Source organism: Chryseobacterium sp. c4a (assembly GCF_009900745.1).
In the GTDB taxonomy this organism is placed as follows: Bacteria; Bacteroidota; Bacteroidia; order Flavobacteriales; family Weeksellaceae; genus Chryseobacterium.
On sequence record NZ_WXVU01000010.1, the window covers coordinates 126534 to 141872 of the forward strand.

The 15339-nt window shown below is 35.2% G+C and carries 13 protein-coding genes; 7 read left to right on the top strand and 6 right to left on the bottom strand.

Annotation, left to right across the window (positions count from 1 at the left end):
• Window positions 1-92: 92 nt before the first annotated feature.
• From GTR01_RS14135 to GTR01_RS14145, 3 genes are all read right to left on the bottom strand, one after another.
• Entirely contained in the window at window positions 93-1235 is a 1143-nt protein-coding gene (locus GTR01_RS14135; RefSeq protein WP_160138468.1) for an inorganic phosphate transporter, read from the bottom strand.
• Window positions 1236-1258: 23 nt separating this feature from the next.
• Window positions 1259-1897 carry a DUF47 domain-containing protein gene (locus GTR01_RS14140; RefSeq protein WP_065393534.1) on the bottom strand — a complete coding sequence of 213 codons (639 nt, stop codon included), beginning with the start codon at window positions 1895-1897 and terminating at the stop codon, window positions 1259-1261.
• Between the two features lie 151 nt (window positions 1898-2048).
• Window positions 2049-3749, bottom strand: a complete 1701-nt coding sequence (locus GTR01_RS14145) for a DEAD/DEAH box helicase (protein ID WP_160138469.1) — start codon at window positions 3747-3749, stop codon at window positions 2049-2051.
• Window positions 3750-3976: 227 nt separating this feature from the next.
• Here GTR01_RS14145 and GTR01_RS14150 point away from each other — a divergent pair, with 227 nt between their 5' ends.
• The 5 genes from GTR01_RS14150 (at window position 3977) to GTR01_RS14170 (ending at window position 9404) form a co-directional block, all read left to right on the top strand.
• Window positions 3977-5287, top strand: coding sequence for a TolC family protein (locus GTR01_RS14150; RefSeq protein ID WP_160138470.1), 1311 nt, complete (start codon window positions 3977-3979; stop codon window positions 5285-5287).
• A 3-nt stretch (window positions 5288-5290) separates the two neighbouring features.
• On the top strand, window positions 5291-6559 hold the full coding sequence (locus tag GTR01_RS14155) for an efflux RND transporter periplasmic adaptor subunit (protein ID WP_160138471.1): 1269 nt from the start codon (window positions 5291-5293) through the stop codon (window positions 6557-6559).
• A gap of 54 nt (window positions 6560-6613) precedes the next feature.
• The gene (locus GTR01_RS14160) at window positions 6614-7363 is read left to right on the top strand and encodes an ABC transporter ATP-binding protein (protein ID WP_160138472.1); all 750 of its coding nucleotides are present in this window, start codon (window positions 6614-6616) and stop codon (window positions 7361-7363) included.
• Window positions 7364-7384: 21 nt separating this feature from the next.
• Complete coding sequence (locus tag GTR01_RS14165; RefSeq protein WP_160138473.1) at window positions 7385-8614, top strand: ABC transporter permease; 1230 nt, start codon at window positions 7385-7387, stop codon at window positions 8612-8614.
• 124 nt (window positions 8615-8738) lie between these two features.
• Entirely contained in the window at window positions 8739-9404 is a 666-nt protein-coding gene (locus tag GTR01_RS14170) for a DUF2461 domain-containing protein (RefSeq protein WP_160138474.1), read from the top strand.
• 42 nt (window positions 9405-9446) lie between these two features.
• Here GTR01_RS14170 and GTR01_RS14175 read toward each other — a convergent pair whose 3' ends face one another.
• Window positions 9447-10718 (bottom strand): PD-(D/E)XK nuclease family protein, encoded by a 1272-nt coding sequence (locus tag GTR01_RS14175; RefSeq protein WP_160138475.1) that lies wholly within the window; start codon window positions 10716-10718, stop codon window positions 9447-9449.
• A 285-nt stretch (window positions 10719-11003) separates the two neighbouring features.
• On the opposite strand from GTR01_RS14175, the gene GTR01_RS14180 reads away from it, so the two are divergent.
• Both GTR01_RS14180 and GTR01_RS14185 read left to right on the top strand, forming a co-directional pair.
• The gene (locus GTR01_RS14180) at window positions 11004-11798 is read left to right on the top strand and encodes an FkbM family methyltransferase (RefSeq protein WP_160138476.1); all 795 of its coding nucleotides are present in this window, start codon (window positions 11004-11006) and stop codon (window positions 11796-11798) included.
• Between the two features lie 9 nt (window positions 11799-11807).
• Window positions 11808-13286, top strand: a complete 1479-nt coding sequence (locus GTR01_RS14185) for a lipopolysaccharide biosynthesis protein (RefSeq protein ID WP_160138477.1) — start codon at window positions 11808-11810, stop codon at window positions 13284-13286.
• 30 nt (window positions 13287-13316) lie between these two features.
• On the opposite strand, the gene GTR01_RS14190 is transcribed toward GTR01_RS14185, so the two are convergent.
• A complete protein-coding gene (locus tag GTR01_RS14190) occupies window positions 13317-14369 on the bottom strand; it encodes a hypothetical protein (RefSeq protein WP_160138478.1) in 1053 nt (350 codons plus the stop codon).
• A gap of 108 nt (window positions 14370-14477) precedes the next feature.
• A complete protein-coding gene (locus GTR01_RS14195; RefSeq protein ID WP_160138479.1) occupies window positions 14478-15332 on the bottom strand; it encodes a glycosyltransferase in 855 nt (284 codons plus the stop codon).
• Window positions 15333-15339: the final 7 nt, after the last annotated feature.

A 15339-nucleotide genomic window follows, 5' to 3' on the forward strand; every position in this document is an offset into this window, starting at 1 on the left:
AATTTGAACAAAAATACGATTTTTCGGGGCTTTATAAAACAAAAAACTTTGCCCAAATGGACAAAGTTTATATGATAACTGTGATTTTTAACTTAAGAAAAGAAAGTTACAATCAGATAAGTGATACCAGCTACTATCGCTGAGATCGGAATAGTTAATACCCAAGCCCAAAGTAAGCTTACCGTAATTCCCCATCTTACTGCTGAAATTCTCTTTGTTAATCCTACCCCGATGATAGAACCTGTGATCGTATGCGTTGTAGATACAGGAATACCAAAGTGGTCTGTAATGAATAAAGTAATCGCACCTGCAGTTTCTGCACTTACTCCTTCTAATGAAGTTACTTTAGTGATCTTTGTTCCCATTGTTTTGATAATCTTCCAACCACCGCTCATTGTTCCTAAACCGATTGCTAAGAAAGAAACCAAAGGAACCCAAAGGTAATGCTGAGCAAAGTAATCGAAACGTCCCGCAGCAGGAATATCCAGATAAATTGGATCGTGAAGCATCTCCACATGGTAATAGATTAAAGCTGCACCAATGATCCCCATTACTTTCTGGGCATCGTTCAAACCGTGACCTAAGCTGAATAAAGCTGAAGAAGCCAACTGCAATCTTTTGAAAGACTGATCTGCTTTGTGCGGGTTTGATTTTTTATAAAGGTGAACAATAATTAATGTAATAATGATCGAGATAATCATCCCTATGATCGGTGCCATGAAAATGAACAGGAAAATAGGAATTACTTTATCAAACTTTACAACACTCTGGTGAGTAACCTGGCTCATTGCTTCTTTAGCAGTATCCCAGAATCCAAGTCCTGGTTGTGCTGCTGCCACATCATGGTAATCCATCATGAAAGCGTGCATCAAAGCTGCTCCAAGGAATCCTCCGATCAATGTATGTGATGATGAGGAAGGAATTCCAAACCACCATGTCAGAAGGTTCCAGGCAATAGCTGCTACCAAGCCGGAAAATATAACTTCAAGGGTGATAAAATTCTCGTTAACTGTTTTGGCAATTGTATTACCAATTTTGAATTCTCCAATGATATAAGCAGCAATAAAGAAAGCTGCAAAGTTCCAAAGTGCCGCCCAAAGTACAGCCTGGAATGGAGTTAAAACTTTTGTAGATACGATAGTTGCAATCGAGTTGGCTGCATCATGGAAACCATTGATATAATCAAAGATTAATGCCAACGCAATAATAACTACAAGTAAAATCGGAAATTCCATTTTTTGCTATGTATTGTTATCGTTTAGGCGTATTTAATCATGATGTTCTCAATTGTATTGGCAACATCTTCTGCTTTATCCGTTACGATTTCAAGATAGTTCAATACAGATGAAACTTTAATAATGTTGATAGCATCATTAGTTTCGAATAATTCTACCATTGAGTTTGAAAGCAAATCATCTGCGATATTCTCAATAGAGTTTACTTTAATACAAGCTTCTTTCACCTGCTCCATGTTCTTGAATCCTTTAAGGTTTTTCATTGCATTCTGGATTTCAAGACATGCTTTGTGAATCAATAGAGAGAAATCTGAATAAGCTTTCATCTCAGGAGATTTGTATAAGAAGATATATTTTGTAGAAGCGTAGATATAATCAGCGATATCATCTAGTCCTGTTGCCAATGTGTGGATATCCTCACGATCAAAAGGAGTAATGAAGTTTTTTCCTAGTTCTACGAAGATTTCGTGAGTAAGCTCGTCATTCTTATGTTCGAAATCACTCATTTTTTTCAACATTGAATCATCATTAAGATCGAAATCCTTGATTCCAGCGTTGAATTCTTCAGACATTGCAACTAGGTTTTCAGTTACCTTTTCAAAAAGTACAAAGAAGATTTTATCTTTTGGTTGAAAAGCGTGGAAAATATTACCAATTCCCATTTTTTAGTATTTATAATTCGAGTGCAAATTTCTTAAAAAAGGATCGCCCATGAAACTATATAACATTAAGTTTTGTTAACATTCGCTTACCAACTGATTATCAAATAAAAAAACCGGCATTACTGCCGGTTTTGTATAGTATAAAAAGGGATTAGTTAGCTACTTCAGCTCTCATATCTTTTCCTTTAAATTTCATCGATTGAATGTTGCTTAAAACATTGTCTTTGAATGATTTTTCAACTTCGAAGAAAGAGAATTTCTCAAGGATCTCGATATCTCCAATTTCAGCTCTTTTCTTAGTTTTTCCACCAGCAGTAGCTTTGTTGATAATATCTAAAACATCAAGTTTCTTCAAGTGGTCTTTTTTACCAAGGTTGAAGAAGAATCTTACCATGTTTTCATCTTTTCTTCTTGGTTTTCCACCACGGTCTCTGTCTCTTCCACGCTCTCCTCTGTCTCTGTCGCGACCTCTATCTCTGTCTCTATCACGTCCACGGTCTCTTCTTGAGTAATCATCATCTCTGTTGCTCAATTTCTGCTCAACAAGATCGTGTTTGTCTTTGTAATATAAAGCAAGATCTTTCAATTGGAACTGTAACAACTGGTGTACCAATTCTTCTTTTGTGAAGTTGCTTAGATCAGGGATTAAGCTGTCATCAAACTCGAATAAATCTTCGTGCTCTGTGAATAGTTTTTCGAAAACACCTCCCACCTGAGCTTTGATAATATCTTCTCCTGTAGGAATAAATCTTTCGTTAATTTCAATTTTAGTAGCAGATTTGATTTGCTTCAATTTTCTGCTTTCCTCAGGCTTAATTAAAGCCATAGAAATACCATCTTTACCAGCTCTACCTGTTCTTCCACTTCTGTGAACAAATACTTCAGGATCATCAGGTAAAGAGAAGTGGATAACGTGAGTCAGAGAGTTTACATCCAGTCCTCTTGCTGCAACGTCTGTCGCTACAAGGATATCAATGTTCTTCAATCTGAATTTCTTCATTACCGTATCTCTCTGCGCTTGAGAAAGATCTCCGTGAAGAGCATCAGCTGCATAACCGTTCTGCATTAAGAAGTCTGCAACCTCCTGAGTTTCCATTCTTGTTCTACAGAAGATGATGGAATACTGGTTCGGGTTAGCATCAATTAATCTTTTTAATGCTTCTTTTTTCTGACGGTATCCTACCACATAATATTCGTGAGTAATGTTCTTCTTCACTTCGTTGATAGAACCTACTGAAATACGGTGTGGCTTTGTAAGATAGTTTTTGGAAATTCTTTCCACTTCTTTATTCATCGTAGCCGAGAATAAGAAAGTTTGTTTCGTTTCCGGAGTTTCGCTTAGAATGGTTTCCAATTCGTCTTTGAATCCCATTGAAAGCATTTCATCAGCTTCGTCTAATACTAACCAATGAATGGCAGAAAAATCTAATGCTTTTCTGTTGATAAGATCAATTACTCTACCTGGAGTTCCCACAATAATTTGTGGTTTATCCTTCAAAGATCTCATTTGCTCTACAATACTACTTCCACCATAAACCGCAGTAGTTTTGATGTCTTTCATATACTTAGAGTAATTCTTTATGTCCTTCGAAATCTGAAGACATAATTCCCGTGTCGGACAAAGCACCAATAATTGGATTTTGCGACTCGTATCGTCAATCATATCCAAAATCGGAAGCGAAAACGCTGCTGTTTTGCCTGTCCCTGTCTGCGCAAGTGCGATCAAGTCGCGAATATCTGAAAGAATAAAAGGGATAGTCTGTTTTTGGATTTCTGTTGGGCTTTCGTAACCCAGTTCGCCAATTGCCTTAAGGATATCAGGACTTAAATTGGTTTCCGTAAATAAATTCATTAACTATTTTAAAATTTTTGCAAAGATACAATAAATATTTGACTTGTTTTTGAATAAAGTTTTAAATATACAAACTTAAATTCAGAATCTTTTAATACTTTTTTAATATTCGAAAAAATAAACACAAAAAAACACACTATAAGTTAAAAAATTATTAACCATTGCTTTTTTTTATTAAATTGGATTGATTTTTTCTTTATTATTTATGAATTTTCAAAAATAAAACTATGAAACCCAGATTTTTCTTTTTGATATTCTCATTGGTAACAATTGAAATATTTGCTCAAACCCCTAATTATCCTACTCGTTGGACATTGGATAATTGTATTGAATATGCAAAGGAAAATAATATTTCTATCAATTCATTAAGACTTTCAAAAAATTCAGCCCAACAAGATCTGCTTCAGGCCAAAGATGCAAGATACCCCAACCTTAACGGAACCGTGTCTCAAGGTCTTTTCGCAGTAAACGGTAATAATGGACTTAACATAACCGGAGCACAATCTCAAAGTCTCGGCGCTAATTCTTCTATGACAATTTACCACGCTAATTATATTAACAATAACGAGGCATCAAAAAATCTGTTGGTTCAAATGGCTGATTTATCTGTAAAGGAGTCTGAAAATAATATTACGCTAAGCATCACACAGGCTTATCTGAATATTCTGATGAATGAAGAAAATATCGTTTCTCTGGAAAATGTTTTAAAAACAACCCAAACCCAATTAAAACAGGGCAATCAGCTTTATACAGCAGGAAGTCTTTCCAAACTTAATTATCTTCAAATTCAATCACAGGTTGCTCAGGATCAATATAATTTAACCTCAGCTCAAAATACATTACGAACTAATATTATTAATCTAAAGCAAATCCTCCAATTGCCTACTCAATATGATTTCCAAATTGTAAAACCGGATAGCATTATTGTTGATGATCAATTAAAACCTCTACAGGATGTTCAAAATCTCGCTGAAACCCTACGCCCGGAAGTCAAATACGGAGAATTGAATGTAGAAAACTCCAACACCAATCTTAAAATGGCTCAGGCTTCTATCCAACCTACATTGAGTGTCGTGGGAAATATCTCAACCAATTATTCTAACGGAAATGGAAATTATTTCAATCAACTAGGGAACAATTTTTATATGCCTATCGGCCTAAGCCTTGGTATTCCCATTTATAATAACAGGATTTACAAGACCCAGATAGAAAAATCAAAGATTGCTATTGAACAAGCTAATCTCGATCTTCAAAACACTAAAACGGCTCTTAATCAACAGATCGAGCAATCCTACGTTAATCTCCAGAACGCTCTGGCACAATATGATTCTGCCACTAAGCAAATGGACATCAGCAAACAGAGCTACGACATCGTGAATGCACAGATGAAAATAGGCAGTATTGATTACGTACAGCTTCAACAACAGCGATTGCTCTATATCCAGTCTATTCAAAATTATCTGCAGGCCAAATACACTGCAGTTCTCAATAAACAGATTTACGAATTCTATGCAGGTAACCCTATAAATCTAAAATAAACTATGAAAACAAAGAATAAAAAATGGTTGTATTGGGTTGTGGGCGGCATCATTGCCATCGGTGCAGTCTGGTTTTTCTTCATCAGAGAGAAAGAAATAAAAATCCAACTGGAAACAGTGAAACCTGAAATGGGAGAAATATCCAATTCCATTACCGCTACGGGAACTATTCAGCCAGTAGATACTGTTGCTGTAGGTACTCAGGTTTCAGGAATCATTAAAAACATTTATGTAGATTTCAATTCTACCGTGAAAAAGGGGCAGCTTTTGGCTACTTTGGATCCTGACCTACTCAAATTTCAATCTGAGCAATACCAGGCCAATCTACAAAATGCAAAAAGTAACCTTGCGTATAACGAAATTAATATCAATAGACAATCACAGCTTTATAAAGTAGGAGCCATCAGCAAAGCCGACTATGACAATGCTACCAATCAATACAAAATAGCAAAAGCACAAGTAGGTACAGTAACCGCTCAGCTTTCTACTGCAAATAAAAATCTTTCGCTTACGAATATTTATTCTCCGATAGATGGTACGGTTCTCAACAGGAATGTGAGTGAAGGACAAACGGTAGCCTCAAGCTTCAGTACTCCTACTCTATTCAGTATTGCAAAAGATCTGACAAAAATGAGAGTTCGGGCTTCTGTAGATGAAGCAGATATTGGAAATGTAAAAGTGGGACAGAAAGCCACCTTTACGGTAGATGCTTTCCCTGATGAAACATTTGATGGTGAAGTTTCTGAAGTTCGACTCCATCCTACCGTTTCGTCTAATGTCGTGAATTATACAACGATTATTAATGCTGATAATTCTGGTTTAAAATTAAAGCCAGGAATGACAGCAAATATTACAATTTATACGCAAGTTTTGAATAATGTAATGAAGATCCCAGCAGCTGCAACGAGCTTTAGACCAGATAGTCTGGTTATCCAAAAATACAAGGTCAATTCTCCGTTTGCCAATGGAAAAAAACACGAAAAAGGACAATGGAAAAAGCAAGGCATGAAAGGAGCAGACAAGAAAAGTGAAGCTGGAGTATGGGTTATTGCTAAAGATAGTACCATATCCCGTAAAAAAATCAAAACAGGAATGGATAATAACACTGAAATACAAGTAATTTCCGGATTGGATAAAAATGACAATATCATCACTGGTTATAAAGTCTTATCTAAAAAAACATCTGGTGGACAGGCAAAAAGTCCATTCATGCCTCAAAGGAGAGGTGGCGGAAATAATAAAGGCGGCGGTGGCGGTGGCCCTAGACAATAGAAATATCCAATCCATCATTTAAGCTAATAAAACAACCAGCAAAAACAGAAAGTCATGGCAGAAAAAATTCTTGATATCATGGATCTGAAAAGAGAATTCAGGATGGGCGAAGAAATTGTACATGCATTAAAAGGGGTAACTTTTTCTGTAGAAAGAGGAGAATTCGTAACCATTATGGGAAGTAGTGGTTCAGGAAAATCTACCCTGCTTAATGTTCTGGGATGTTTGGATAAACCATCCAGCGGAGATTATATTCTGGATGGTGTAAATATTAAAGAGTTGGATCGTGATGAACTGGCAGTATTACGAAATCAAAAAATAGGTTTTGTATTTCAAGCCTATAATCTTCTTCCCAGAACGACTGCAAGAGAAAATGTAGAACTTCCTCTTCTGTATAATTCTAAAGTTTCCACTGAGGAGCGCCATAAACGATCATTGGAAGCGTTGGCTGCTGTAAAACTGGAAAGCAGGGTTGACCATCTTCCCAATCAAATGTCCGGAGGTCAACAACAAAGAGTCGCCATTGCCCGTGCTTTGGTAAATGAACCGGTCATGATTCTTGCAGATGAAGCCACCGGAAATCTTGATACCAGAACATCGTATGAGATCATGGCACTCATGCAGGATTTACACAAACAGGGGCGTACTATTGTCTTTGTAACCCACGAACCGGATATTGCTACTTTCAGCAGCAGAACAGTAACACTGCGAGACGGAAAAGTAATTAAGGATATTAAAAATGACAATATCAAATCTGCCAGAGAAGCCCTGGATAACCTCCCTGTCAATGATGATTATCAATAGTTCAACTAAAACCCTATTGCAATGAACCTCTCAAACCTCTTCAGAATTGCCTGGAAAGCTCTTTTAAGAAATAAACTTCGTGCATTTTTAACGATGCTCGGGATTATTATTGGTGTTGCTTCGGTAATTGCCATGACAGCGATTGGAGAAGGTTCTAAAAAAAGCATCAGCGACCAGCTTTCTTCAATGGGATCCAATATGATCACCATCCGTCCTTCAAGCAATGTGAATGTTTCAGGAGGAGCAAGAATAGGTGCTACCGGACTACAAACCCTAAAACCTCAGGATGCAGAAGCAATCTCCAAGGGAGCTCCTGATGTTTCATATGTTTCCCCTGCTGTACAAACCAATGGACAATCCATCAATGGCCCCAATAACTGGCCCACACAATTACAAGGAGTGAATGAAGAATACTTTCAGATCAGAGATTGGAATATATCAAGTGGTAATCTTTTCTCCAAAAAAGATGTCACTTCCTCCAATAAAGTATGCCTTTTAGGACAAACCGTTTATACTAATCTATTTCCTAATGGGGAAGATCCTATAGGAAGCATCATAAGATTCAACAAGGTTCCTATGAAAATTATTGGAATTCTTGCCCCAAAAGGCTCTAATGCTTTCGGACAGGATCAGGATGATGTGATTATTGCTCCCTTTAATACTGTTCAGCGAAGATTTTTAGGAATTACTTATGTTCAGACTATTTATGCAGCTTCTACCAATGCAAACACTTCACAGCAGGCTACGGATCAAGTCTCAGAGGTGTTAAGGAAACAACACAAATTGCCCGTTGACGGCAGCAATGATGATTTCAGTGTAAGAACTCAGGCAGAACTTATTTCTACGATGAGTTCTACCAGCCAGCTTCTTACTGTATTGCTTTCGGCGATTGCCGGAATTTCACTTATTGTAGGTGGAATTGGGATTATGAATATCATGTATGTATCGGTCACTGAAAGAACTAAGGAAATTGGGTTAAGAATGTCTATTGGTGCCAGAGGGAAAGATATTTTGTATCAATTTCTAATTGAGGCAGTACTCATCAGTATTACGGGAGGAATTCTCGGGGTTATCCTAGGAATTCTTACTTCAGAACTGGTCACTTTCTTTTTATCATGGCCTACTTTCATTACAGAATCTTCGATCATTATTTCCTTCATTGTTTGCGCTGTTACCGGAGTATTTTTCGGATACTACCCTGCCCTGAAAGCATCAAAACTGGATCCTATTGAGGCATTGAGATATGAATAGTTTTATGTAAATTTGGATAACCTTACTGGTAGTAGATTCGGGTTTCGAGTTTCAGGATAATGAGATACAAAATTTGAAATAGCGCAACTAACAACCAGTAAAAATTAACAAACACCAACACTATATGTCAACCAGTATTTCTTCCAAAACTTTTGATTTCCTAAAGAAACTAAATAAAAACAACAATCGGGAATGGTTCAACGAGAATAAAAACCTGTATACAGAATCTCAGGAAAATGTCATTGCGTTTTTAGATGAGCTGATCAAGGAGATGTCTGAATTTGATGAAGAACTTGCTAAAATCGACAGTAAAAAATCATTGTTCAGAATTTACAGAGATACTCGATTTTCAAAGGATAAATCACCTTATAAAACCAATTTCGGGGCTTCTCTTGGGATGGGAAAAGGAAACCAGAAAGGGGGATATTATCTTCATATTGAACCAGGAAAATCTTTTCTTGCAGGAGGAATCTATATGCCTGAATCTTCCGTATTGAAAGAGGTTCGAAAGGAAATTTCTCTGTATGGCGATGAGTTTCTTAAAATTTTAAACAATAAAGATTTCAAGAAACATTTCCCAGAACTGGATCAGGAAGACAAATTAAAAAAGGTACCTCAAGGTTTTGAAAAAGAAGACTCTATGGCTGAGTATTTAAAGCTCAAGAACTTTATTGTAGTATATTCCCTCAAAGATGAAGAAATTTTAGATAAAAATGCAGTGAAGAATATGAGTAAGATTTTTAAATTTATGAAACCGTTTAATGATTTCCTGAATACTCCTTTTCACTAATTCTAAAAAAACAAGTCACTAAGATCATACCCAGTTCAATTATCAAACAGGGTGATCACGATCTATCTCTTTAAAAAAGCTTTCTACTTGATCATTTTTTAATGCTTCAAAGACCTCCCGTATGTTTTTTAGTATTGTTTCTTCGTTATTTGCTTTCCAGATAAATTCTTCATACGTCTTAAACTTCATTTCTGAATTTTGAACATATTCCATGATATAGTTATCATTTCTCCCCAATGGGCCGTCTATAAAATTAAAATGTTTCTGTAGAAGGTCACAAAACTTTTTCTTGTACTGTTTTTTAATTTTACCACCTGCTCCTTTCCATATTGTCAAGCCAATTTTCCATTCATAGACTAAGGCAATATCATTCCAGCCATTATTAAGATTAAACCTTAGATCATCATTATTAGCTCTATAAAAATGCCAGCCTGAATCAGCTGCCAATTTCCTAAGATTCTCTGCAAAACGATCACTCCAATCTTTAATCAAACCATCTTTATATTGGCACATTTCTATAAAGCTATTCCATTTTTCTTCATTGTTATTGAACTCTTCTTTAAGTCCTTCCATAAAAAATTCGTTTTTAAAACGGGTGTTATCCCAAAATTGTAAATAATCCTCAATATAAAGTTTCAATCGATGCTTTTCATGTAAGGATTCTGCGTTGATACAGTCTCTAAGCCAACTTTTTATATCCTCAAAATAAGTCCAGTTTGTAATGAACCCTTTTTCTTTGTTGAGGATCGAATAGTCAAGATTGATAAAGTCAGGTTTTCGAATCGAAATTTCACAAACAAACTTATCTGTATAACCACTTGTAAGGTAAATGATCCTGCATTTTGACCGATCTTGCGATTTCTCCAGATCACGATCAAAAAAACCATAGATATGTTCATACCAATATCTATACAGCTGGCTATCTTGATCTATAGCTTCATTAGATTTATTTTCAATGACAATACTGATTTTTTCAGAACCGATGATACTGATGGCCTTAATAACAATATCTGCATTTCGATCTTCTGTAGTCACTCTCCATTTGTATTGGTCAATAGGATCATTAAGTTGCAGCCCATTTATCTTTTCTAAAAATTTCTTTAAAAACAACTTTCCTTGTCCATGGGATTCTTCAGGATTAAGAAAAAATGCTAAAAGTTGAGTGTGCTTTGTTTCGGAAATACCAAAAATTGAATGGATAAGGTAAAAAGAATTGAATTCAATTCCTTCTATTTTTTTACGGTTAAAAGTATCTTCAAGAGATTGATAGTATTGTAATAGCTGAATGATTGTTTCAGAGTCCGAGTTTTCCATATTGTATTAGCTGATAACAAAGATAATCCTTTATCAAAATTTTCCTGTATTCTTCCGGATTTTTTAGCAAAACAAAGAGTAAGGGCAATAAAGAAATACCTGACAGCCTTACAACATTCTATCTTACAAGGCGTTTCTGTGACAAATTCAAAATTCATTATGATTCAGCTTCTTATAAAACAGACAACAAAGTCTATCAATTGAAAATCAATCTATTATATTTAACATTTTTTAAGATAAGTTTTACATTTTTCCTTATCTTTGCTGTTCGTCAAAAAGCTAAGGATGTCTTTATACCAAAAAATTGCAGAAAAACTACAATATATAAGTCCGAATTTTTATAAAAAAAGATATTTTAAGAACTTAAACAATCTTAATAAAGATAATTTCTCGGAGCGCAATGTAGAACCGGAACTGGTATGGATCAAGGAATACCTTCCTAAAAATGCTGTAATACTGGACATCGGTGCCAATGTAGGAACTTTCCTCTATCAATTGGAAAATAAATTGGATCATGAGCATATCTATGCTTTCGAACCTAATAAGAAGCTTTACACCAGGCTAAAAAGACTATTCCCTACAATGAGGGTACTTCCTTTGGCTCTTTCTGACGAAAATGCGATAGCGGAATTCAAAGTTCCTATTATCAACGGAAAAACCATTGCTTCCCGTGGAACCTTAAACACTACTTACAAAGAAAAAGGCGAAGAGAAAAGCTATACTGAGAAAGTAAAGGTTATCAAACTGGACGAATGGGCTGCTCTGGAACATTTCACCAGACTGGATTTCATCAAAATTGATGTTGAAGGTAACGAAATAAAGACTCTTGCAGGTGCCAAAGAAACCATTAAACAGTTTCTTCCGACCTTAATGGTTGAGATGGAACAAAGGCACCACCAAACACCGATATGGAATGACATCTCTGAAGTACAAAGCTGGGGATATGAAGTAAAGTACCTAAACAGGAACAGCTTCACTCTAGAAAGCCTTACAGAGGATATTCTTTTACAAAATACAAACGACGAAAAAAATAAAACTCAGTACATTAACAATATTATTTTTATACCTAAAAACCCTTAAAACAACTTTATGAGTGTAGTAGCGAGACAAGGCTTCAAATATTCCATTATTGGCTATATTGGTTTTTTGCTGGGCACAGTTTCCGCAATATTCATTTTCCCTAATGATTTTGAATTTTATGGAAAACTCCGCTATAGTATGCAAACTGCAGAAATGCTTGTCCCTTTTGTGGTTTTTGGAATTTCTTATGCGAATGTAAAGTTTTTTCATTCTTTACAAAAAGATGGTAAAAATCAGAATATGCTTTCGCTATCGCTTGTTACTGTTCTCATCAACTTTCTTATATTTTCTGTCGTCTTTTTTATTCTTCCTTACTTTTATCCAAAGTTCATTCATTCGGAAGCCTGGAAAATTAAAGGAATTATCTTACCTCTTATTTTAGTCTTATCCCTTTGTGCTATTTTCAATAAATACACTTCCAATTATAAAAGAATTGTGGTGTCTAATATCTTTGACAACCTACTGCCTAAAATAGCCAACTTAGGAGCTTTTTGTCTTTTCTTTTACTTCTCTCTGTCACAAAATATCGCCCTCGCCTTCTTCTTCGGAATATTTGCTTTAATGCTGTTTGGGTATATTTATTACACCAATAAGCTTGAGAAGATCCATTTTGATATCAGCACAGATTATTTCAAGAAAAACAACTTCTGGAAAGAGTTTCTAAACTATAGCTTTTTTGGGTTCTTAGGAACATTTGGAAATTACCTGGCCATCAACAGCTTTATGATTGGAGAATTTATGGGAATGGAGGAAAACGGTATTTATTCCGTTTTGTATGCTCTTATTTCTTTGATTTCTATTCCACAATTAGGGTTATTTAATATTTCTGCTCCTATCATTAGCAAACACCTTGCTGATGGTGATATTGAAGGACTTGACAAGTTCCATAAAAAAACATCACTAACTTTATATTTTCTGGGAGCCGTCCTGTTCTCATGTATCATGGTAGGATTCCCTTATCTTACGCAATTTATGCCGAAAAACGGAACAATGCTCAGAGAATATGAACCTGTAGTATGGATCTGGGGATCTGCAGTTTTAATTGATCTAGCAACCGGATTTAACGGGAATATTATTTCTCTTTCAAAATATTACAGATTCAATATTATCGTTATGCTTCTATTAGCAGGATTAACGATTGGACTGAATTATTATTTCATCAAAAATACTTCTCTGAAACTTATCGGAATTGCCATGTCAACAGCAATCTCCCTGATCGTCTTTAATGTTATTAAAATCGCCTTCAATTATATTGTATTTAAGGTATCCCCTTTAACGATTGAAATGATCTTTGTTTCTATTATCTGTACCTTAGCAATTACTGTAGCCATTGTATTGCCTAATTTTGAAAGCAACTTTATCAATCTTATTTACAAGCCTGCTGTAGTGCTGGCATTGATCTTCGTTGGAAATTATTTTACCAAGATTTTCCCAATAGAGGATTATCTGAATATGAGGTTTATTAAGAGTGTTTTTAAAATTAAATAAGCAATTTTAGGATTACTAAAGATAAAGTTTTTACGTCTGAATAAAGACAAGACTGTTAAGCAGCTCTTCCAGTCTTCTTTGTACGCTAGTTTTACTATATTGATTTTGAAAATCAAAGTGAATCTGTGAAGCCTCGTTTAACTGTTCAAAAATATTTTCTTTTTCCGACAGGATAAAGCTAAGTTTTGATGGATAATTTTCAGGAAAAACAGCCAGTTTTCCATAAGCAATAGAATCTCCTAGATTTCCGGTCATTTTAGTTTTCCCATAGGTTTCTTTTATACTGAAAAATTCGGTTTCCTGCTGAATCGGGCACCAAAGAACATCTGCTTTTTGCATCCATTTCTCAAAATCTCCGACAGAAACTCTTTCAGGAAAATAAGTAATGGAAATATTTTCCGGTAAGTTTGAAAATAAATGTTCAAGTTGTCTTAATTCATTATCCTTCGCTTTTCCAAGAAAAACAAATTCAGATTTTTGATCTGTTTTAATCTCCTTAATCGTTTTGAAAATATGATCATAATCCCTCCTCTTCTGTGAAACTCCTCCTGGAATCACAATGATTAAATTTTCATTTTTATCTTTATCAAAATCCCTTGTATAAAAGAGAGGTAAAAATTGATATTGATCGGAAACCAATGCCTCATCCAATACAACAAGAGCTTTTGAATTCTGATATACTTTTGTTGCATATAACAATCCTTCCTTCCACCACAATTTCATTCGGTAAATAATATCACCTTTGAATACACTCTTTATTAAGTTTAATTTTGAAGCTTTGGTAAAATTGAGATTATGAGTAATAACAGTAGTATTATACCTACTTGTTATGGCTAAGAATGTATTGAAAAAACGATGAACTGTTCCAATAATAACAAGGTCATATTGTTCAGCCTTCAATTGATCTAAAATCATAGAACTGTCAGACAGGAAAACATTCGCTCCTATTTCATTCACCTGATCTTTGATCCTTTTTGAAAAATAATAATCTACACTGAAATGTTGTGAACCTTCCATGATATTCATGAAAGCTTGTGCTATTTCTGCGTGGGTATCTATTTCGATGTAGGCAATTTTTTTCACTGACCTATTGGGATTGTTTTTAGATTTCGGCTAAAGCCGATTGAATTTTTATTTTGTATCAAACGGACTAAAGTCCGTTTCTATTAATGTTTATATTCGTTTACATCATTATATTTTCAGCCATTTCTTTTTCAACATTTTCCAACGTTGATCATTGACTGCTTTTTGCTCTTCTTTTGTAATTTTAAGTTCTAATTTTTGGGATTTACAGCCTTCATAGGACTTTATAATATCAAAGAAAAATGATGGGGATTTACTCTTCATCGCTTCCTTTGAGGCAGCAATATAAGCCAAGAATCTGCTTAATCCTAAAAAATAGAAATAACGGCCGTAATAATCTGCCGGTCTTATGGTATAATCAGCTCCTTTTACTTTGATAAGCTTTACATGAAGTTCAGGTAAAACAATCTCCTTCCATCCTAAATGTTCCAACAAAATAGAATCAATATTATCCCATCCTAATGTTTCTCTTAAACCTCCCATCTGAACAAAACATTCTTTTCGGTAGGCTTTCATAGGCCCTCTGACATGGTGTTTATTGGAATTTCCTTCATACACCCAATTTCCTTCTTTTTCCACATAAAGCAATCCTCCAACCAATCCATATTCAGGATTATGGACAAACGCTCGTTCTACGGTTTCCAGATAATTTTCAGGGAGGATAATATCTGCATCAAATTTACAGATGATATCAAAATCACCTACAGATTGTGTCTGTAAACCATTTTTAAAGGCATGCACCACCTTTGAGCCAGGCTGATGTTCTGACTTTTGAAGATTTATCGTTTCAAAACGGGAATCAGTCTCTGTATATTTTCTGATCACTTCAGGAGTACGATCTGTGGACCCGTCATTAACGACGACCACTTTAAAACCCTTATCAGTTTGCCGCTGTAAGGAATCGAGAGTGAATGAGAGGTTCTGCTCTTCGTTATGCGCAGGAATAATAATTAAAAACCTCACGGAGTAA